Source organism: Azospirillum soli (assembly GCF_017876165.1).
In the GTDB taxonomy this organism is placed as follows: Bacteria; Pseudomonadota; Alphaproteobacteria; order Azospirillales; family Azospirillaceae; genus Azospirillum; species Azospirillum soli.
This window is the reverse complement of record NZ_JAGINQ010000007.1, coordinates 229,212-248,965: the sequence shown is the minus strand read 5'-3', so window position 1 is coordinate 248,965 and position 19,754 is coordinate 229,212. Positions and strand designations below refer to the sequence as shown.

18 protein-coding genes are annotated in these 19,754 nt (G+C 68.4%); 9 read left to right on the top strand and 9 right to left on the bottom strand.

From position 1 onward, the window contains the following. Position 1 precedes the first annotated feature (1 nt). The 4 genes from J2852_RS13870 to J2852_RS13855 all read left to right on the top strand — a co-directional run bounded on the left by J2852_RS13870 (position 2) and on the right by J2852_RS13855 (position 3,486). Positions 2-826, top strand: coding sequence for an ABC transporter permease (locus tag J2852_RS13870; RefSeq protein WP_209876352.1), 825 nt, complete (start codon positions 2-4; stop codon positions 824-826). Between the two features lie 68 nt (positions 827-894). Continuing rightward, complete coding sequence (gene lpxD / locus J2852_RS13865; protein ID WP_209876350.1) at positions 895-2,028, top strand: UDP-3-O-(3-hydroxymyristoyl)glucosamine N-acyltransferase; 1,134 nt, start codon at positions 895-897, stop codon at positions 2,026-2,028. Next, on the top strand, positions 2,015-2,269 hold the full coding sequence (locus tag J2852_RS13860; RefSeq protein WP_209876348.1) for an acyl carrier protein: 255 nt from the start codon (positions 2,015-2,017) through the stop codon (positions 2,267-2,269). Before lpxD ends, J2852_RS13860 begins: the two co-directional genes overlap by 14 nt. Continuing rightward, positions 2,266-3,486 carry a beta-ketoacyl-[acyl-carrier-protein] synthase family protein gene (locus J2852_RS13855; protein ID WP_343206741.1) on the top strand — a complete coding sequence of 407 codons (1,221 nt, stop codon included), beginning with the start codon at positions 2,266-2,268 and terminating at the stop codon, positions 3,484-3,486. Before J2852_RS13860 ends, J2852_RS13855 begins: the two co-directional genes overlap by 4 nt. Before the next feature lie 66 nt (positions 3,487-3,552). Here the strand turns inward: J2852_RS13855 and J2852_RS13850 are convergent, their stop codons facing one another. The 3 genes from J2852_RS13850 to cobS are packed head-to-tail and all read right to left on the bottom strand — an operon-like array spanning position 3,553 to position 5,501. Then, positions 3,553-4,062 (bottom strand): pyridoxamine 5'-phosphate oxidase family protein, encoded by a 510-nt coding sequence (locus J2852_RS13850; RefSeq protein WP_209876346.1) that lies wholly within the window; start codon positions 4,060-4,062, stop codon positions 3,553-3,555. A gap of 36 nt (positions 4,063-4,098) precedes the next feature. Then, positions 4,099-4,728, bottom strand: coding sequence for a histidine phosphatase family protein (locus J2852_RS13845; RefSeq protein WP_209876344.1), 630 nt, complete (start codon positions 4,726-4,728; stop codon positions 4,099-4,101). After that, entirely contained in the window at positions 4,725-5,501 is a 777-nt protein-coding gene (cobS, locus tag J2852_RS13840; RefSeq protein WP_209876342.1) for an adenosylcobinamide-GDP ribazoletransferase, read from the bottom strand. The genes J2852_RS13845 and cobS overlap by 4 nt, the downstream gene beginning before the upstream one ends. A 259-nt stretch (positions 5,502-5,760) precedes the next feature. Here cobS and cobT point away from each other — a divergent pair, with 259 nt between their 5' ends. After that, positions 5,761-6,789 (top strand): nicotinate-nucleotide--dimethylbenzimidazole phosphoribosyltransferase, encoded by a 1,029-nt coding sequence (cobT, locus tag J2852_RS13835; protein ID WP_209876341.1) that lies wholly within the window; start codon positions 5,761-5,763, stop codon positions 6,787-6,789. Between the two features lie 14 nt (positions 6,790-6,803). On the opposite strand, the gene J2852_RS13830 is transcribed toward cobT, so the two are convergent. The 4 genes from J2852_RS13830 to dapD form a co-directional block, all read right to left on the bottom strand. Then, positions 6,804-9,989 (bottom strand): hybrid sensor histidine kinase/response regulator, encoded by a 3,186-nt coding sequence (locus J2852_RS13830; protein WP_209876339.1) that lies wholly within the window; start codon positions 9,987-9,989, stop codon positions 6,804-6,806. A 246-nt stretch (positions 9,990-10,235) separates the two neighbouring features. Further along, positions 10,236-10,805, bottom strand: a complete 570-nt coding sequence (locus tag J2852_RS13825) for a hypothetical protein (RefSeq protein ID WP_209876337.1) — start codon at positions 10,803-10,805, stop codon at positions 10,236-10,238. A gap of 51 nt (positions 10,806-10,856) precedes the next feature. Then, the gene (gene dapE, locus J2852_RS13820) at positions 10,857-12,023 is read right to left on the bottom strand and encodes a succinyl-diaminopimelate desuccinylase (RefSeq protein ID WP_209876335.1); all 1,167 of its coding nucleotides are present in this window, start codon (positions 12,021-12,023) and stop codon (positions 10,857-10,859) included. A 5-nt stretch (positions 12,024-12,028) separates the two neighbouring features. Continuing rightward, positions 12,029-12,871, bottom strand: coding sequence for a 2,3,4,5-tetrahydropyridine-2,6-dicarboxylate N-succinyltransferase (gene dapD, locus J2852_RS13815; RefSeq protein ID WP_209876333.1), 843 nt, complete (start codon positions 12,869-12,871; stop codon positions 12,029-12,031). Between the two features lie 554 nt (positions 12,872-13,425). Here dapD and J2852_RS13810 point away from each other — a divergent pair. Both J2852_RS13810 and J2852_RS13805 read left to right on the top strand, forming a co-directional pair. Further along, a complete protein-coding gene (locus J2852_RS13810) occupies positions 13,426-13,776 on the top strand; it encodes a hypothetical protein (protein WP_209876331.1) in 351 nt (116 codons plus the stop codon). Then, positions 13,773-14,303: a hypothetical protein gene (locus J2852_RS13805; protein WP_209876329.1), complete on the top strand. Its 531-nt coding sequence runs from the start codon at positions 13,773-13,775 to the stop codon at positions 14,301-14,303. Before J2852_RS13810 ends, J2852_RS13805 begins: the two co-directional genes overlap by 4 nt. Here the strand turns inward: J2852_RS13805 and J2852_RS13800 are convergent. Together J2852_RS13800 and J2852_RS13795 are read right to left on the bottom strand one after the other, a co-directional pair. Next, the gene (locus J2852_RS13800) at positions 14,276-15,631 is read right to left on the bottom strand and encodes a class I SAM-dependent methyltransferase (protein ID WP_209876327.1); all 1,356 of its coding nucleotides are present in this window, start codon (positions 15,629-15,631) and stop codon (positions 14,276-14,278) included. The two genes, J2852_RS13805 and J2852_RS13800, sit on opposite strands and share 28 nt — an antisense overlap. A gap of 239 nt (positions 15,632-15,870) precedes the next feature. After that, the gene (locus J2852_RS13795; RefSeq protein WP_209876324.1) at positions 15,871-16,548 is read right to left on the bottom strand and encodes a pyrimidine 5'-nucleotidase; all 678 of its coding nucleotides are present in this window, start codon (positions 16,546-16,548) and stop codon (positions 15,871-15,873) included. Positions 16,549-16,705: 157 nt separating this feature from the next. On the opposite strand from J2852_RS13795, the gene J2852_RS13790 reads away from it, so the two are divergent. Both J2852_RS13790 and J2852_RS13785 read left to right on the top strand, forming a co-directional pair. Next, complete coding sequence (locus J2852_RS13790; RefSeq protein WP_343206740.1) at positions 16,706-18,427, top strand: sensor domain-containing diguanylate cyclase; 1,722 nt, start codon at positions 16,706-16,708, stop codon at positions 18,425-18,427. Next, a complete protein-coding gene (locus J2852_RS13785) occupies positions 18,424-19,734 on the top strand; it encodes a DUF2336 domain-containing protein (RefSeq protein WP_343206739.1) in 1,311 nt (436 codons plus the stop codon). Before J2852_RS13790 ends, J2852_RS13785 begins: the two co-directional genes overlap by 4 nt. The last annotated feature ends 20 nt before the right edge of the window (positions 19,735-19,754 follow it).

The window sequence follows — 19,754 nt, the reverse complement described above, 5'->3', positions numbered from 1 at the left end:
CATGACGGCGCCGGACTTCGCCCACAGCCCCACATTCTCCGTGCGCCGCGTCGGGGCGATGGTGCTGCGCTACTGGTATCTGCTGCGCGGGTCGTGGCCGCGCTTCCTGGAACTGGCCTACTGGCCGACCATGCAGATGATCCTGTGGGGATACATCAACCAGTTCATGGCCTCCTCCAGCGCCTGGGTGGCGCAGGGGGCGGGGGTGCTGGTCAGCGCGGTGCTGCTGTGGGACGTGCTGTTCCGGGGGCAGCTGGGCGTGTCGGTGTCGTTCCTGGAGGAGATGTGGTCGCGCAACCTCGGCCACCTGTTCGTCAGCCCCCTGCGGCCCGGCGAGTGGGTGGCGGCGCTGTTCACCATGAGCCTGATCCGCACCATCATCGGCGTCGTGCCGGCGGCGCTGCTGGCGATCCCCTTCTTCGGCTATTCGGTGTTCAGCCTGGGATTGCCGCTGGCCGGGTTCTTCGCCAACCTGATCGTGTTCGGCTGGTCGCTGGGGCTGGTGATCGTCGCGCTGATCCTGCGCTACGGCATGGGAGCGGAGGGGCTGGCCTGGATCGTCGTCTTCATGCTGGCGCCGGTCAGCGCGGTCTATTACCCGGTCAGCGTCCTGCCGGAGTGGCTGCAATGGGTGGCGCTGGCGATGCCGCCCGCGCATGTGTTCGAGGGGATGCGCGCCGTGCTCTACAACGGCGTGGTGCGCTGGGACCATCTGGCCTGGGCGGCGGGGCTGAACCTCGTCTACATGGCGCTGTGCGCGGCGGCCTTTCAGTACTCGTTCCGGCAGGCGCGGGTGCGCGGGGCGCTGTTGCAGACGGGGGAATGAGGGGGTCGGATCCTCCGGCCATCCGTGATAGCTTCCCGGCCTCCGTCGAACGAAGCCGTGTGCCCATCATGAAGCCCGTCACGCTTGCCGAGATTGCCGCCGCCCTGAACGCCCAGCTGGAGGGCGACGGGTCCATCGTGATCGCCCGCGCCGTCCACCCGTCGGAGGCCGAGGGGCCGGACGATCTGGCGCTCGCCATGGAAAAGGGGCTGGGGGAGGCGCTGGCGGCGTGCCCGGCGCGCGCCGCCGTGCTGGCGGAAGGGGCCGAGGTCCCGGCCAACATCGCCGGCTGGATCGTGGTGAAGCGCCCGCGCTACGCCATGGCCGGGCTGCTGGACATCTTTGAGAAGCCGGTCCACGCCGAGCCGGGCGTCCACCCGCAGGCCTTCGTGGCGCCGGACGCGGTGCTGGGGCAGGGCGTGTCGGTCGGGCCCTTCGCCTATGTCGGGCCGAAGGCGGTGCTGGGCGATGGCGTCATCGTCATGCCGCAGGCCACCGTGGGCGCGGAAGCGGTCATCGGCAAGGACAGCCTGATCCACCCCGGAGCCCGCATCGGCGAGCGCGTGGTGATGGGCGAGCGCTGCATCATCCACCCCAACGCGGCGGTCGGCAACGACGGCTTCAGCTTCGTCACGCCGGAGCCGGGCAGCGTGGAGTCGGCCAAGACCACCGGCCGCGTGGTCGGCACCAACGTGCTGATCCGCCGCGTCAACTCCATCGGCACGGTGGTGCTGGGCGACGACGTGGAGGTCGGGGCCAACGCCACCATCGACCGGGGCACGGTGACGGCGACGCGCATCGGGTCGGGCACCAAGATCGACAACCTCGTGCAGATCGGCCACAACGTGCAGGTCGGCACCAACTGCATGCTGTGCGGCCATGTCGGCATCGCCGGCAGCACGATCATCGGTGACCGCGTGGTGCTGGCCGGCAAGGTCGGCGTGGCGGACCATGTGAAGATCGGCAACGACGCGGTGGTCGCCGCCAACTCCGGCGTCGGCACCGACATTCCGGCGAAGGCGGTCTACATGGGCTACCCCGCCGTGCCCCGTGAGAGGGCCTTCGATCAGTACAAAGGGCTAGCCCGTTTGAAGCGCCTGTTCGCGGACGTGGCTGACCTGAAGAACCGGGTCAAGGCGCTCGACGGCCGCGCTAACGTCTCTTGCGGAGCCCCGCCGGAGAGCACGGATGACCGATCTTAAGAACGACGTCCTGACGATCATCGCCGAGAAGGGCCGGGTGGAGATCGGGCGGCTGACGCCCGACGCCCGGCTGGCCGATCTGGAGATCGCCTCGCTCGATGTGATCGAGATCGTCTTCGCCCTGGAAGAACGCTTCGGCATCGAAATCCCCTTCAACGCCAACGACGCCCGCAAGGAGTTCGACACGGTCGGCGACGTGCTGCGGGCGGTCGAGGCCGCCGTGTCGAAGTCAGCCGCGTGAGCGCGGCGGTGCGGCGCGTCGTCGTCACGGGGCTTGGGGTCGTTTCGCCGATCGGGGTGGGGCTGGCTCCCTTCGCCGAATCCCTGTTTGCCGGGCGGTGCGGCATCGGGCCGTTGGGCCTCGTCGCGCGTGACGGGCTGGGCATTCGGATCGCGGGGGAGGTGCGGGACTACGATCCCGCCGCACACTTCGACGCCCGGCGATTGGGATTGCTCGACCGCGTCAGCCAGTTCGCGCTGGTCGCGGCGCGGCAGGCGGTGGAGGCGTCGGGGCTGCGGTTCGAGGGGGAGCTTGGGCCTCGCACGGCGACGATCCTCGGGACGGGGGTCGGGGGCATCGGGACGCTGGACGAAGGATTCCACCGGCTCTACGCGGAGGGCGCGCAACGGCTGCACCCCTTCACCATTCCCCGCCTGATGGTCAGCGCGCCGACCGCCCAGGTTTCCATGGAATTCGGACTGACCGGGCCGAGCTTCACGGCGGCGAGCGCCTGCGCCTCGGCTGCCCATGCAATCGGGTTGGCGTTTCAGATGGTACGCGGTGGGCTGGTGGACGCCGCCGTCACGGGCGGGGCAGAGGCCAGCCTGAGCTTCGGCGCGCTGAAGGGGTGGGAGGCCATGCGCATCGTCAGCCCGGACGGCTGCCGGCCCTTCTGCGAAACCCGCAACGGCATGGTGCTGGGCGAGGGGGCTGCCGTGCTGGTGCTGGAGACGCTGGAGGCGGCCAAGGCGCGCGGGGCGGAGGTGCTTGGGGAGGTCGCCGGGTTCGGCATGTCGGCGGACGCCAAGGACATCACCGCGCCAGATGCGGACGGCGCGGCGCGGGCCATGCGCGCGGCGCTGGCCGATGCGGGGCTGAATGGGGACGAGGTCGATTACGTGAATGCTCATGGCACGGGGACGGCGGCCAATGACGCCACGGAGGCGCGGGCGATTCATGCCGTGTTCGGGGACCTCGCGCGGCGGCTGATGGTGTCGTCCACCAAGTCGATGGTCGGGCATTCGCTGGGCGCGGCCGGCGCGCTGGAGGCGGCGGCGACTCTGCTGGCGTTGCGCGATCAGGTCGTGCCGCCGACCGTGGGGGTGGAGCGGCCGGACCCAGCCTGCGCACTGGACGTGGTGCCGCGCGTGGCGCGGGACGCGCGGGTGGGGGCGGCGCTGTCCAACTCCTTCGCGTTCGGCGGGTTGAACGCGGCGCTGGCGTTTCGGCGGGTGTGAGTGCGATTGCCCCCACCCCGACCCTCCCCCGCTTTGCAGGGGAGGGGGCAAATGCGCAAAGGCGCCTTACTGGAACGCGATTTTGACGTTCTCGCCCGGATTCGGCGGCTCGCCGGTGATCTTCGCCTTCACGTAGCCGTAGGCGTAGACCATCGCGCTCGACGGGCTGTCCCAGTATTCGGCGTGATCGACGCTGACCTTCAGCAGCGCGATCTCCGGGTCGTCGGGACCCTGCGGGAACCAGGTGGACAGGATGTCCCGCCACAGGAAGCGGATCTTGTCGCGGTCGCGCACCAGTTCCGCCACGCCGGAAATCGAGACGTAGTTCTCGTCGCTCGGGTCGGCGTAGGACAGGTTGACGCGCCAATGCTCCTTCAGTTCATGGACCTTGGGTGAGTCGGCTCGGGTGAAGAACCACAGGTTGCCGTCGTCGAACCCGGCGTGCGACAGGGTCGCCATCGGCCGGGAATGCAGGATTCCGTTGTCGTTCAGCGTCGTCATCATGGCGATGCGGACGCCCTTGATCATCCCCCAGAGCTTGTCGGCGGCCTCGCGATTATCGGCGCTTCTTGCCATGGTCTGCCTCTCGTTTGGTAGCCCAACGGAGTCCGGTCAACGGCTTTCGCCGAAAAAGGTTCCGAGTGCGTTGACCGCCCCAACGGCCCAGGACGCCTCGCTTTCGCCCCCCGCGTAATGGTCGATTCGGGACAGCGACAATGGTGCAATACCCAAACGCAAGGCCGATTCCGGCCTTAGGTCGAGGGCAAGGGCGAGGGCCGCGCGGATGGTGCCGCCGTGGATCACCGCGACGATGTCCCGGCCGGCGTGGGCGGCGGTGAGGCGCCGGATCGCCCCGGCGGTGCGGGCCATGACCTGAGCGAAGCTCTCGCCGCCGGGTGGGGCCTCGGTGGCCGGGGCGGACCAGAAGCGGCGGGCTTCGTCGGGGTGGCGGGCGGCGACGGTGTCATGGGACAGGCCCTCCCACGCGCCGAAGCTCTGTTCGGCGAGGTCCCGTTCGACCAGCGCCATGTCGCTGCCCGGCAGACGCAGCGCCGCTGCCGTCTGGCGCGTGCGGCGCAGGTGGCTGGTCACCCACACCGCCTCGCGCGGCAGGCGGGCGGCGAGCGCCGACAACGCGGCAGTGTCGCCGGTGTCTGCAGGCGGGTCGTCCCGGCCGTAGATCAGCCGGTCGGAGTTCGGGACGGGCGCGTGGCGGATCAGCCACCAGCGGGTGACGATCATCGCAGCGCCGAAAGCGTGAGGAGGACGGCAGCCTCGCCCGCCTGCTGCGCGGCGCCGAACACGTCGCCGGTGTGGCCGCCGATTTGGCGCCGGGCGAGCAGGGCGACGGCGGCGGTGGCGAGGGTCGCGGCGAGGATGGCGGCGGGGGCCTTGGCGGTCAGGGCGAGCAGGGCGACGGCGGCGCCGATGGCTATGGACAGGGCGACCGTCGCGGCGGTCGGGCGGCCCTGCCGGGCGGCGAGGCCGTCGGCGCGGGCGGGGGCCATGCGGCGGGCGATCGCCGCCATGCCGCCGCGCGACAGGGCGCCGGAGGCGGCAAGCGCGGCGAGGACGGTGCCGGGATCGGCGAGGGCGGACAGGGCCGAGGCGCGGATGGCGACCGAAAAGACGATGGCGAGCACGCCGTAGCTGCCGACCCGGCTGTCGCGCATGATCTCCAGCTTGCGCGCCTTGTCGCGCCCGCCGCCGAAGCCGTCCGCGACGTCCGCCGCCCCGTCCTCGTGCAGGCCGCCGGTGATCCACACCAGGGCGCACAGCGCCAGCAGGGCGGCCGGAAGGGGCGGGATGTGGGCGAGGGACGCCAGCGCGTAGACCGTGCCGCCGAACAGCCCGACCCCGGCCCCGACCAGCGGGAACCAGCCCATGGCGCGGGCGTGCGCGTCCTCGGCCAGCGGGCCGGACAGCCGCAGCGGCAGGCGGGTCATGAAGATCACGGCAAGGGCGAGGTCGGATGACCAGCGGCGGGCGGGTGGGATGGGGGAGGCGTCGGGCATGGCGGGCGGTTGCGGTCTGGTGCGTGGTCGCGGTGCCGACGATTCACCACAAAGACACGAAGACACAAAGGATTTCACAAAGAGGCGTCTGCGGAGGCGGTGGGTTTCGAATTGGCGGCTGTGTTTTGTGAAATTCTTTGTGCCCTTTGTGTCTTTGTGGTGAAGAAACGCCCGCCGTGACGCGTGCTTTGACAGGCGGGCGCGATTGGTCCAAGGTCGCGCCGCTGTTTTTCCGACGTTAGCGCCAGGACTTATACCCATGAGCAACCCGCAGCCCGCCGTCACCTTCGAGGAAATCCGCGCGCTCGTGCGCAACCTGCCGGGGCCGGACCTGGACGCCGGCACGGCCGCCTTGCAGCGCGAGCGGCAGCTGACCAAGCCGGCGGGGTCGCTCGGCCGGCTGGAGGAGATCGCGCAGTGGATGGCGACCTGGCAGGGCCAGCACCCGCCGGAGGTGCGCCGCCCGCGCGTCGTCGTCTTCGCCGGCAACCACGGCGTGGCCGCGCGCGGCGTGTCGGCCTATCCGACGGAGGTGACCGCGCAGATGGTCGCCAATTTCCAGAACGGCGGCGCCGCCGTGAACCAGCTGTGCGAAGTGGCCGACGCCGACCTGCGCGTCTACGAGCTGGACCTGGAGAACCCCACCGCCGACTTCACCCAGGGCCCCGCCATGGGCGAGGAGGAATGCTGCCGGGCCATGGCCTACGGCATGATGGCCGTGGAGATGGGCATCCAGCTTCTGGCGCTCGGCGAGATGGGCATCGGCAACTCCACGTCGGCGGCGGCGATCTGCTGCGCGCTGTTCGGCGGCGAGGCCAAGGACTGGGTCGGGCGCGGCACCGGCGTGGACGACGAGGGGCTGGTCCGCAAGGTCGCCGCCATCGAGGCTGGGCTTAAGACCAACCCGCAGGCCCGGAATGACCCGTTCGAGGCGCTGCGCTGCTTCGGCGGTTACGAGCTGGCGGCGATTGCCGGCGCGATCCTGGCGGCGCGCATGGCGCGGGTGCCGGTGCTGCTGGACGGCTATGCCTGCACGGCGGCGGCGGCGGTGCTGTTCAAGGCCGACCGCCGGGCGCTGGATCACTGCATGGTCGCCCACCGCTCGACCGAACCGGGCCACAGCCACCTGATCGAAGCCATCGGCAAGGAGCCGCTGCTCGACCTCGGCATGCGGCTGGGCGAGGGTTCGGGCGCCACCCTGGCGATCAACATCGTCAAGTCGGCCTGCGCCTGCCACGCGGGCATGGCGACCTTCGCCCAAGCCGGCGTGAGCGACCGCGAGGGATAAAGCGAGGGGTAAGCCTATCGCTTCGGAATGCCGGCGACGCGCTGGATCATGTCCTGGAGGACGTCGGGCATCACCGGCTTCAGAAGCAGGTGGGAGCCGATGCGTCCAGCCTCCAGCGCGCGCTCGGGGCCGGTGTCGCCGGTCAGGACGATGGCCGGGACCGGCGCGTTGCAATAGGCCCGGATCATGCGGATCGCCTCGGTGCCGGTGCGGCCGCAGGACAGGAAATAGTCGCTGATGATCAGGTCCGGGCGGCGGCGGCGCTGGGCGATCTGTTCCAGAACGTCGTCCGGGGCGGCGCCGGCGATGACCTCGAACCCCCATTCCTCCAGCAGCATGCCGAGCGCGGTCAGGATGGTGTGATCGTCCTCCACCAGCACCGCGAGCGGCGGGCCGCCGCCGGCCAGAAGCAGGGGCGGCGGGTGAGGCGTGTCCGGCGCGCAGGCGGTGATCGGCACGGTGATCGTGAAGACGGTTCCCCGGCCGGGGCGGGAGCGCAGCGTCAGCTCGTGCCCCAGAAGCCTGACGAGGCGCTGCACGATGGACAGGCCGAGCCCGAGGCCATGGCCGCGTTCCGAGCGGCCGGTGTTTCCCAGCTGCACGAACTCGTCAAAGATGGCGACCTGGTCTTCCAGCCGGATGCCGACGCCGGTGTCCCATACCTCGATCCGCACCGTGTCGCCGCGTCGGCGGCAGGCGAGCAGGACGCCGCCGCGTTCGGTGTATTTCAGCGCGTTGTCCAGCAGGTTGCCCAGCACGCGGCCGAGCAGCACCGCATCGCTGCGGATCCAGACCGGGCAGCCGATCATCCGGAACTTCAGCCCCTTGGCCGCCATGCGCGGGCCGTATTCGGCGGACAGGCGCTGCATCAGGGTGACCGCCGGGAAGTCCGCCGGTTCGGCCTCCAGCGTGCCGGAATCGAGGCGCGAGATGTCGAGCAGCGTGTCGATCAGAACCTTCATCCCCTCCAGCGCCTGCTGCATGGTGACGACCAGAGCCTGCGCGGGATGATCGCGCAGCCGTTCGTGCAGGGCATGGGCGAAGAGGAACAGCGTCTGCACCGGCTGGCGCAGGTCGTGGCTGGCGCTGGCGAAGAAGCGCGCCTTGGCGTCGATGGCCGCCCGCGCCTCGTCCAGGGCGGTGCGCAGCGACGCCTCCATGGTCTTCTGGTCGGTGATGTCCTGAACCAGCCCATGCACAGCCTGGACCGTGCCGTCGGCGTTGCGCACCGGGTGCAGGTTCATCAGCCAGTGGCGTTCGGTCCACGGATCGGCCGGCGCCGGGGCCGTGATGGACAGATTGTGGATCGGCTCGCCTGTGGAAAGAACGCGGCGGTACAGCGGCTCGACGACGGCGACCAGATCGGCCGGCAGGACGTCCTGCGGGCGGCGGCCGATGTGGGCCTCCGCCGGAAGGGCGTTGAGCGCGGCCATGCGCTCGTTGACGTGCAGATAGCGCAGCTGGCCGTCGACAACGGTCATGGCCGCCGGGGCGCTGGCGAACATGGTCTCCAGCAGGGTTTCGGCACGGGTGCGCTCGGCCACCTCGCGCTCCAGGGCGGCGTTGGCGGCGTGCAGGGCTTCCTCGGTCGCCTTGCGGTCGGTGATGTCGCGGATGATGCCCAGAAGGCGCACGGGCCGCCCGTCGGCGTTGGCGACGCTGTTGCCCGTGCACTCCATCCAGCGCACCGTGCCGTCGGGCCGGACGATGCGGTATTGCAGTTGCATCTCCCCGCCCCGCAGCGACGATTGCTGGGCCTTCGCCAGCACGGCCTGGCGGTCGTCGGGATGGACGACGCGTTCCACGAAGACGGCAACCTCCGGGTCGATGGTTCCCGGCTCGGCGCCGAAAAGGCGGTACAGCGAGTCCGACCAGGTGATGCGCCCGCTGGGCAGGTCCCAGTCCCAGCTGCCGATGCCCGCCGCCTCCTGCGCCATGCGCAGACGGCTTTCGCTCTCGCGCAGGGCGGCTTCGGCGCGGCGCAGGTCGGTGACGTCGAGCGTCAGCCCGTCCCACAGCACGGTGCCGTCGGGCTGCCGGCGCGGCGTGGCCACCCAGTGCAGCCAGCGCGTTTCGCCGTCCGGGGACCGGCTTTCCCGCTCGATGACGATTGGGACGAGTGGGGTGACCGTGAGTGGGGCGGGCGGCGTCAGCAGGGCCTGTTCGATCGGATCGGTCTCGGCGGGCAGGGCGCCGGCCGTGCGGGATGCGAGAAGAGTGCCGTTCGGCAGCTGGACGTGCCGGTGGATCAGGCCCGGAACGTGGTTGGCGATGTCGGCAAGGTCCCGTTCGGCGCCTTGTCGGGTGGCGAGCGCGTGCAGGACGCGCAGCCGGCTTGCCAGCACGGCGGCGAGCAGTCCGGAAACCGTCAGGGCCAGCAGGCCGCTGCCGACGAGCGCACGCTCGGTGCGGGTCGCCGGCATGCCGAACACCGTGTCCGAAGCCATGACCGGCCGGGTGACGACGACCCGCCATCCGGACAGCGGCGCGACGGCGCTCGGCCCGTCGATGTGACCGGCCGGCGTGCCGATGCGCGGGTCGGACGGGGCGGTCGTATCGTCCAGGGCGACGACCCGGCCGGTCTGGTCGATGATCGTCATGCCCATCGGATTGGGCGAATCCTGCGCCTGCTCACGCAGCACGCCGTTGAACGTCCAAGCGGGCAGAAGGGTCGTCAACGCATAGCGCACCGTGCCCTCCCGGACCACCGGGACGCGGATCGACACGAAGGGTTGGGCGACGCGGTCGGAATGGCGGGCCACCCCCGAGACCTGGGGTTGGGCCGTCTCGAAAACGCGGGTGACTTGATCGGGCGCGAGCAGGGGGGGCAGTTCCGCGCCGTAGGCCAGGCGGGTGTTGAGCAGCTGGTGGTGCTGGTTGGTCAGGGTGACGAACTTCCAGCTGTCGCGCGCTTCCACCGCGCGCTTGGCTTCGACATAGAAGGCCTGGAAGTCGGCACGATCGAGTTCCTCCGCCGTGGCGAGCACGGTGAGCGCCGCCGTCTCCTGCGCGATGATGCGGTCCACGCTCTGCGCCAGCATCCGCGCCATGGAAAGGAGATCATCCTCGGCGTGCCGACGTGTGTCGTCGTGCCCCAGATAGAGGGCTGCGGCGGTGAACAGGAGAACCGGCAGTAGAGTTGCCGCAAGAAGGGCGTAGATCTGCCGACGGCCGGGTATGGATGCCTTCCCCGATGGCATAATGAGTACACCAATGAATACGGAGATATGTAAACGATAGCCCGAAAGGGCAGAGCTTCACAATAACCAATATTGTATAGAGATCGGTGTTTAAATTTTGTAACATAGATGACAAATATTAAAAAATATGGGATTTCCTTGAATCGCTTTAAGGAAACGATGTGTCCGTATTTTTGTGTTTTCTTTGCCTGGGCGTGGGCCGCGGCGGCGGAGGGTAGGGAAAACGCCGATCCGCCTGAATGAGAATCAGAGCAGGCCGTCGGCGAAGTCGGTGATGAGGGCCGACAGGAAGAGATCGAGCAGCACGAGTATGGCCGCCGTGAGGCCGGGGACGTCCAGCGCGGTGCGCAGGACGAACCACTGGTAGGTCAGCATCGCCAGCATCACGCCGAAGACCAGCCCTTCCGACAGGGGCGCCGGCAGCAGGCCGGTGGCGGCCAGCACCACGACCGGCAGGTAAACCGCCATCTGCACGACCGAGGACCAGTTGTAGGCGCACAGGAAGTCCACATAGCGCGACGAGCGGTCGAGCATCCGGGTCACGCCGTGCATGATGACCGGAAAGGCGGTCCAACTGACCACGTAGGCGATGGCCTCGACCGTCACCAGCTGGAACAGGGGCGTGTCCTGCGCCTGGTCCCACAGGCGGATGGCCAGCAGCAGCGCGTAGGCCGGCAGAATGATGATCGCGGCGTAGAAGGACTTCCATGCCCCCTCGGGCGTGCGGTCCATGTAGTCCAGCCCGGTCGGGTCGAACCGGGCCAGACGATAGGCGCCGAAGACGGAGGAGGCGACGTCCCGGCTGGTCAGCGACATTGTGTGTTCACCTAAGATTGGACTGCCGGGGATTGGCCTGCCGGGGTTGTCTCAGCCGATCCGGTCGAACACGTCGCGCAGGATGGCTTCATAGATGTCGGTCAGCTTGGCAAGGTCGTCGAGGGCCACATGCTCGTCCACCTTGTGCATGGTCTGGCCGACGAGGCCGAACTCCACCACCGGGCAGAAGTCCTTGATGAAGCGTGCGTCCGACGTGCCTCCGGTGGTCGAATATTCGGGCCGGCGGCCGGTCACCGACTCGACCGCGCCCGCCACCAACTCGGTCAGCGGGCCGGGGTGCGTGACGAAGCTGTCGCCGGAGCAGGCGACCCGCAGGTCGTAGGCCCCGCCCACCGCGTCGAACTTGGCGCGCAGCCACGCCTCCAGGCTGGCCGGGGTGTGGGCGTCGTTGAAGCGGATGTTGAAGGTGGCCTGCCCCTGGGCAGGGATCACGTTGTTGGCCGGGTTGCCCACGTCGATGGTGGTCAGCGCCAGGGTGGAGGGTTGGAAATGGGCGGTGCCCTCGTCCAGCGGCTCCTCCGTGATGGCGGCCAGCATGCGGACGAGGCGGGGCAGCGGGTTGTCGGCCAGATGCGGGTAGGCGACGTGCCCCTGGGCGCCGTAGGCGGTGAGATAGCCGGTCAGGCTGCCGCGCCGGCCGATCTTGATCATGTCGCCGAGCGTTCTGGGGTTGGTCGGTTCCCCGACCACGCAGGCGTCGAGCGTCTCGCCCTTTTCCTTCAGCCAGCCCAGCACCTTCTTCGTGCCGTTGATGGCGACCCCTTCCTCGTCCCCGGTGATGAGGAGGCTGATCGAGCCCTTGGGTTTTCCGTTGGCTTGGAGATGGCGGGCGGTGGCGGCGACGAAGGCGGCGATGGCCCCCTTCATATCCACCGCACCCCGGCCGTAAAGGCGGCCGTTGTGGATTTCCGCGCCGAAGGGATCGATAGACCAGCCCTTCAGCTCGCCGGGCGGCACCACGTCGGTGTGCCCGGCGAAGCAGAAGTTCGGCCCCTCGGTGCCCAGGCGGGCGTAGAGGTTGTCCACCGGCGCCGTGCCCTCCTCCTCGAAGCGGAGGCGGTGGCAGGTGAAGCCCAGAGGCTTCAGCGCCGCCTCCAGCACGCCGAGCGCACCGGAATCCTCCGGCGTCACGCTGCGGCAACGGATCAGGTCCTGGGCAAGCGAAACCGGATCGGGGGAGACGGCGTCGGTGGTCATGGTCCTCAGTCGCGCAGCAGGTCGTTGATCGAGGTCTTGGAGCGGGTCTTCTCGTCCACGCGCTTCACGATCACGCAGCAGTACAGTCCCGGACCGGCCGAGCCGTCGGGCAGCGGCTTGCCCGGAATGGTGCCCGGAACGACCACGGAATAGGCCGGGACGCGGCCCATGAAGACCTCGCCCGTCGCGCGGTCGATGATCTTGGTCGAGGCCCCGATGTAGCAGCCCATGGAGACGACCGCGCCGCGCTCCACGATCACGCCCTCGGCCACTTCCGAACGGGCGCCGATGAAGCAGTCGTCCTCGATGATGACGGGGTTGGCCTGCAACGGCTCAAGCACGCCGCCGATGCCGACGCCGCCCGACAGGTGGACGTTCTTGCCGATCTGGGCGCAGGAACCGACGGTGGTCCAGGTGTCCACCATGGTGGCGCTGTCCACGTAGGCGCCGACGTTCACGAAGCTGGGCATCAGCACGACGTTCGGGGCGATGTAGGCCGAGCGGCGCACGACCGCGCCCGGAACCGCGCGGAAGCCGGAGGCCTGGAACTGGGCTTCCGACCAGCCTTCGAACTTCGGCGGCACCTTGTCGTACCAGGACGCACCGCCCGGCGCGCCGGGAATCGTCTCGTTCGGGTTCAGGCGGAAGGACAGCAGGACGGCCTTCTTCAGCCACTGGTTCACCGTCCAGCCGGCGTCCGTCTTCTGCGCCACGCGCAGGTCGCCGGAATCGAGGCCGGCCAGGGCTTCGTCCACGGCGTTGCGGGTCGCGCCCTTGGTGTCGGCGTTCAGGGTGTCGCGGGTCTCCCACGCGGCGTTGATGGCGGATTCGAGGCTGGCGTGGCTCATGTCGGCAATCGCTTGGGCTGGATGTCGAGGGTTCGGAACATGGAGCGCACCGCGCCGCCTTGTCAACAAAAGGGGGCAACAAAAGGACACGGCGCGAGGCGACGGCACCGGCGTCGCCGGTACCGGAATGCGGCGGGGCCGGCGGTATTTGCTTTCACCCGTAAGACGGAGACGATCCGCAAGAACGCACGGTTCGTTCCGGGGCCCGTTCGGGGGGATGCCAAGAGTTCAACCGTAAAGGACCGTGACGTTTGTTTGATACCAATCAATGAAAGCAAAAGTTTTTCTGATAAATTATTCAGCCATCGGCGGCCAGTACTGTGGAGTCTGCATGACTGGACGGCGTTTTGATCTTTGTCAATTCCACTCTCACCCCTGGCCACAAGCTCGTCGCAAGTCGGCGGACAACGCGCCCCGCGAAGGTCTTTTCGTCCTGATCGGTCCATTTCAGCCGCCCGAGCCATTCAACGATTTCGTCGCCGGAGGTTTCGTTCCAAGGGGCCTTCCCGTGCGGCTGTTACCTCCAGAGTGGTCGCCTCCAGCGTGAGTGTGTCATGAACCTGCCGAGCCGCATCGGCGTCGGCCCCAAGATATACGGCGTCGTCGTCCTGCTGAGCGTGGTGGCCATCGCCGTCGCCGTTCTGCTGTTGCGCGACCCGTCCGCGCTGACTCCGCCGGTCAAGGCCATCGGCGACATTTCCGTGGCGTTGGACGCGAACGGTGCGGACCTGCGCAAGCTCGCTCCGCCCCGGCATCAGGCGACGGTCGACCGGATGCTGGATGGCTTGGTGAAGATCAGAAACCTGCTGCCGCCAAAGCGAGCTTGCGTTCGCTTTAGATTCACATGGCCTCACATGCCGGCTCTCAGCGGATGCCTCTGGCATCCGCCTGCCGCCAAGGAATGAACCGAAGGCTGGCGGCCGGGACCGCCGTCGCGGTCCAAAGCGGATCGAAATCCGCTTTAGTCTACGCCAGGACGGAAGCGGGCGACTTCGGCGGGGCCGCCAATGCCCACCGCAAGGAAGGCCGGGCTCTGCTGTTGGAGGCGCTGGACACCGCCGCCCAGATGTCCGACGAGGGGCGGGGCGACCTCGGGCGGCGCTCCGACGCGCTGACCCGGGAACCCCAGGACGCGATCCGTTGGGCGACGATCATGGCGACGTTCGGCGTCTTGGCCGGCGCGGCGCTGGCCGTCCTCGTCGCGGTCGCCGGGATCGGCCGGCCGATTGCCGTACTGCAGGACGCGATGCGGCGCATCGCCATCGCCGCCGTGGCCGAGCAGGCGTCTGGTGCCACAGAAGAACCTTGTCGTGTCGTGGCCTTCTGGAAGCCGCCCACGGGGACAGCCGCCTGGCGCCCCGCATCGCTGTCACCCATGCAGGGAGCTTCGCATCGACTGCCCCGTTATCGGACGCCGAAACGGGCGCGATAAATGGCCAGATGCTCGCCAAAGAAAACCTTCAGATCGTCATTGAAGGAAACCTTGCCGCGCTCCTTTGCTACCTTCTGGTAGTCCACGTTCAGGATTGAGCCGATCTCCTCGTTCAGCAATCCCAAGGCGATATTCTCATCGAAGGGCGGATACTCGAAGGGGAAGTCGATGGAGAAGGCGGCGTCCAAGTCGTAGAGGGAACGGTAATGCCGCATCCGGTCCTCCACCGCGGTCATCGTCCTGCGGCTGTTGGTCCAGATCTTGGGCGACAGCGCCAGATCGATCAGATCCGGCCGGGCTGAAACGGCGAAAGCACGATTGAAATGAAACTCCAGGATCTCGTTCGTACCCTTGTAGTAGGTGTTGATGTCGAAGTAGAGACCCTCCCGCGCTCCCGTCGCCCGGCTGAGCAGGCCGGCGTAATAGGCGATCTGCTCGACGGCCATCTCGTGCATGGACATGGCGTTGAGCCCCATGTCCAACGTGATGGACGGCCCGTACCGGTGCATCATGTAGTTGGGCATGAAGACGTACCCGCCATGCACCTCGTCAAGCGACGAGAGGATGGTGTGCTCGCCTTCGGCGGTGATGCTGTGGATTCCGTCGGGCAGCACGACGTGGTAGCGGGCCGCTGGGCGTGCCATGGCAAGGTAGGCCGCGGCGTTCAGCAGCACGTCAGGCACGTCGCACAGAATGTAGGTCGCTTCGGGGATAACGCGTCCGAGAGCCAGGGCGAACAGTCCGCAACCGGTGCCGATCTCCATGATCGTCGGGCGGTGCGGGCGGCTGTTCAGCCAGTCCAGCACGCCCGAGAAATGCAGGAACTGGAGACGTTCCTGGACGATCGCGACATCCCAGTTGACGATGCCCCGGTCGATCTTCCAGCCGGCTTCGCCGCACATGGGCGGCGCGGAGAATCGGAGATTGGCCGGTGTGATGGCCCGCAGCTTCATGTAGCGGTTGAGCACCGGATCCACCACCGGAGCCGTCTCTTGCCGTCGAAAGGTGACGATGGGAAGGCCTGAAAACTCATAAACCAGACGGAGCCGTTCAAGGAACGTCCAGTCCGGCTCGCAGATGCGGCGTGCGATGTTCGAAAAGTAGGGGCCGCCCCAATGGGAGCCGAAGACGGATCGGTCAGCGTCGTTGCGCGCCAGGTAATCGTCTGCATCCCCCGTGATTCGGCGGAGCAGGGGAAGCCTGGCTTCCAGGGACGCCCGCTGCCGCTCGGTCAGGTCGTCGGTCTGCAGGATAATCTCGCGACCAGCCACAATGGCCGTGCTGCTTTGCGGTTTCATGCCATTCCCATTCAATCGGTTGTCGGCCAAATAACATCGCGTAACGGTGGAGAATTTATAGGGTGTGGGTTAATGGGAGATGATTTCGCGGCGGAATTCCGCATCCGCACATCCGGTATCCATCAATGGTATCCATCAATATGGACGAATTGCTCGAACCGGACGAACTGGCGGGAGTTGATCGTTTCGACGGCCGGGGGAAGTGCGGCGAACCAACCAGCGGTTCCTCGCAACCGGTCCGGCGTCCACGTCGCCGGCCAGAACGCTTCTCAGCAGCCCGCCAGGTCTGAAAGCCACGCGACCAGATCGTCCACGGCATGGTCGATGTGGCTGCCGGTGCCGACGCCGCCACGGTCGGGGCGGGCCCAGTCGGCCTCGCTCTTCACCCAGACGGTCGTCATGCCCATGGCGTGGGCGGGGACGAGGTTGCGGGCGATGTCCTCGACCATGCAGGCATTCTTCGGGTCGATGGCGTAATGCTCGACCAGCGTGGCGTAGGGGCGCGGGTCGGGCTTCGGGACATAGCCGGCCTCGACGATGCCGAACATCGCCTCGAACTTGTCGCCGATGCCCAGCCGCGCGGTCACGTTCTCCGCGTGGCGGACCGAACCGTTGGTGTAGATGATCTTGCGGCCGGGCAGCCGGTCCAGCGCGTCGGCCAGTTCCGGCGAGGGCGCCACGGGCGTCACGTCGATGTCGTGGACGTACTCCAGGAAGGGCACCGGGTCCACGTCGTGTTCGACCATCAGGCCGCGCAGCGTCGTGCCGTGCTCGCGGAAGAACCGCTTCTGCATGACGCGCGCCTCGTCGAAGGCGATGCCGAAATGATCGGCGATGAACTCCCCGATGCGCCGGTCCACCTGGGCGAACAGGTTGCAGGAGGCGGGGTAGAGCGTGTTGTCGAGGTCGAAAATCCAGACCCCGATGTCGCGGAGGGATGCAGTCATCGGCTGAGAATGGGGCTCATCGTCGCCAGCCGCAAGCCGGACATGCGCGATGCCCATGGTTGGTCCCATGGTTGGCCCATGGTTGATTGAACATTAATGCGGGAAAAGTTGGCATTTTTCGGATATCCTAAACGGTATGCAGCCATAGGTTACATCCGTGCCTTCGCAACTCCTCGTGGACGCCGCCTTGTCCGCCACGTCTTCCGATCCTGCCACCCCGCCGGCGCTCGTCGCCGCCTATCCAGGTCCGGCTCTGAGGCTCGCCGCCGACCAGTCCGTGGCGGAGGCCAACGCCGCCGCCGAAGAGCTGTTGACCGCCGATCCGCGCTGGCTTTCGGAGGTGCAGGCGTGGCTGGCGACGTCCAGCGTGGCGCCCGGATTGCGCTCGGTTCCCATTGAGGTGGAACGCGGGCTGATGATCGTTGAATGGGCGGCGGTGCCCCTGCCGGACGGCGGTGCGCTGCTTCTGGGCCGTGACTCCACGCTGGAGCGGCAGCTGCGCCAGACCCTCACCGAGTCGCGCCAGCGCTACAAGGATTTGGTTGAGGTCTCCAGCGATTTTGCCTGGGAAACCGGGCCTGATGGACGATTCGTGTTCGTTACGCCCAAGGGAGCGCTGGGGTACGGGGCGGATGCGCTAATTGGTCGCGCCCCCCGCGACCTCGCCATTGACGAGTGGGGCGACCTGCCGTTGCCCTTCGACACGCGCCGCCCGGTGGATCAGAGCGAGCTGTGGTTGAAATGCGCCGATGGCGCGCCGGCCTGCGTGGTGGCCTCGGCCCTGCCGCTGCACGGGCCGCGCGGGGAATGGGCGGGTGCGCGCGGCGTGTGCCGCGACGTGACCGAGCAGGTGCTGCGCTCGGCGGAGCTGTCGCGGGTGCGAAACCGCGAGAAGCTGCTGGCCCACATCGTCCACACCCTGCGCGACCGGCTGGACGCGGCGGAGGCGCTGACCGTTGCGGCGGTGGAGACGGCCCGCGCGCTGGGCGCCGACGGCTGCCGCATTTACCGGGCCGGCGACACGGGCGCCCTGCTGCCGGCCGCCGACTTCGCCGCCGAAATCCCGGCGGAGCTGGAACCGGAGATCTTCCAGCCGAGCTTGGACACGGTCGCGGCGACCGAGGAGCCGGTGGCGCTGACCCTGGGCGGCAACCGCCTGCTGGCGGCGCGGACCGAGCATCGGCAGGCGGTGAACGGCGCGGTGCTGATCTGGCGCGGCGACGATTCCGACCCGTGGGACGACGAGGACCGCCTCCTGCTGTCGGGCGTGGCCGACCACATCGGCATCGCGCACGCGCATCTGGCCTATCAGGAGCGGTTGCGGCGCCTGTCGGAGCGCGACGGGCTGACCGGCCTGTTCAACCGCCGCACCTTCTTCGAGCGTATGGAGGAGACGATGGGGCGGCCGGACACCGGCCCGTCGGCGCTGCTCTACGTGGACCTCGACAACTTCAAGGCGGTCAACGACCTGCACGGGCACCAGCAGGGCGACGCCGTGCTGAAGGCCATCGGCAACCTGCTGACCAACGGGGTGCGGCCCGGCGACCTGCCCGGCCGGCTGGGCGGTGACGAGTTCGTGCTGTGGCTGGGCCGCACCGACGAGGCGCGGGCCAAGGTGGTGGCCGAGCGGCTGCTGAACGGCATGGTCAACCTGCGCCACCTCTCCGCCAGCCATGAGAAGCCGCTGGGCCTGTCCATCGGCATCGCCGTGCACCGGCCGGGACGCGGCGAGACGGTGCAGGAACTGACCGACCGCGCCGATTCCGCCATGTACGACGCCAAGAAGCACGGCAAGGGCCATTACGCCTTCGCCCCCGATTACGTGCCCATCGTCGAAGACTCCGCCCCAGATTCCGTCGTTGTGGAGGCGACCCCGTGACCCATCGAGCCGACATCCTCGACCCGAGCGATTACGAAGCCGCCAAGCAGATGGTGCAGAGCGAGGACCCGGCGGTTCGCCGGCGCGTCGCCGAGTATCCCAAGACCCGGCCGGAGCTTCTGTACTTCCTGGCCGCCGACGCCGCCGCCGAGGTGCGCAAGGCCATCGCCACCAACGCCGGCACGCCGCGCCAAGCCGACCTGCTGCTGGCCAAGGACCGCGAGGTGGCGGTGCGCGGCGCCGTCGCGCAGAAGATCGCCCGTCTGTTGCCCGACCTGTCGGCCGACCAGGCCTCGCAGATCGAGCGGCTGACCGTGGAATGCCTGGAGGCGCTGGCCCGCGATCAGGCGACCGAGGTGCGCGGCATTCTGGCCGAGGCGCTGAAGGATCTGCCCGGCGCGCCGCACAGCGTCATCAACGCGCTGGCCCGCGACGTGGAACTGTCGGTCTGCGCCCCGGTGCTCCAGCACTCCCCGATCCTCACCGAAGAGGATCTGGTGGACATCATCATGGCCGGGCCGGTGGCCGGCGCCATGTCGGCAATCGCCGGCCGCAAGACGGTGTCGGCCTCCGTCGCCGACGCCATCGCGCGGTCCGACGACGAGGCGGCGGTGACGGCGCTGCTCGCCAATCCTTCGGCGCAGATCCGGGAAGAGACGCTGGACCGCATCCTGGATCAGGCGCCGCAGCACGAGCCCTGGCACAGCCCGCTGGTGCGGCGCCCCCGGCTGCCGGCGCGCGCGGTGGCGCGGCTCGCCAGCTTCGTCGCCGACAACCTGCTGAAGGCCCTGCAGGAGCGCACCGACCTGGAACCGGGGGCGGCGCGCGAGCTGGCCGAGGCGGTGCGGACGCGGGTCAGCAAGGGCGCCACCGGCCCCACCCCGATCCGTGGCCCGGTCGATTTCGGCGAGGACGAGCTGGGGCTGGCGCCGGAGAAGGAAAAGCCCGCCGAGCGCCCGACCGACAAGGCCGCAAGGCTGAACAAGGAAGGCAAGCTGACCGAAAAGCTGCTGGAAGGCTCCCTGGTGGAGGGTGACCGCGCCTTCGTCATGGCTGGTCTGGCGGAGCTGTCGCAGATCCCGCTGCCCATCGTGGACCGCATCATCGGCACCCACGCGCCGCGCGCGGTGACCGCGCTGGTGTGGCGCGCCGGCCTCAGCATGCAGTTCGCCCGGCAGGTGCAGTTGCGCCTCGCCCAGATTCCGCCAAAAACAGCGCTTAATGCTCGGGAAGGCGTCCTCTACCCGATGTCCGACGACGAGATGCGCTGGCAGCTCGAATTCTTCGGGGTCGAGGAGAAGAAGTGACGCCGCGACCATAAGCGGAC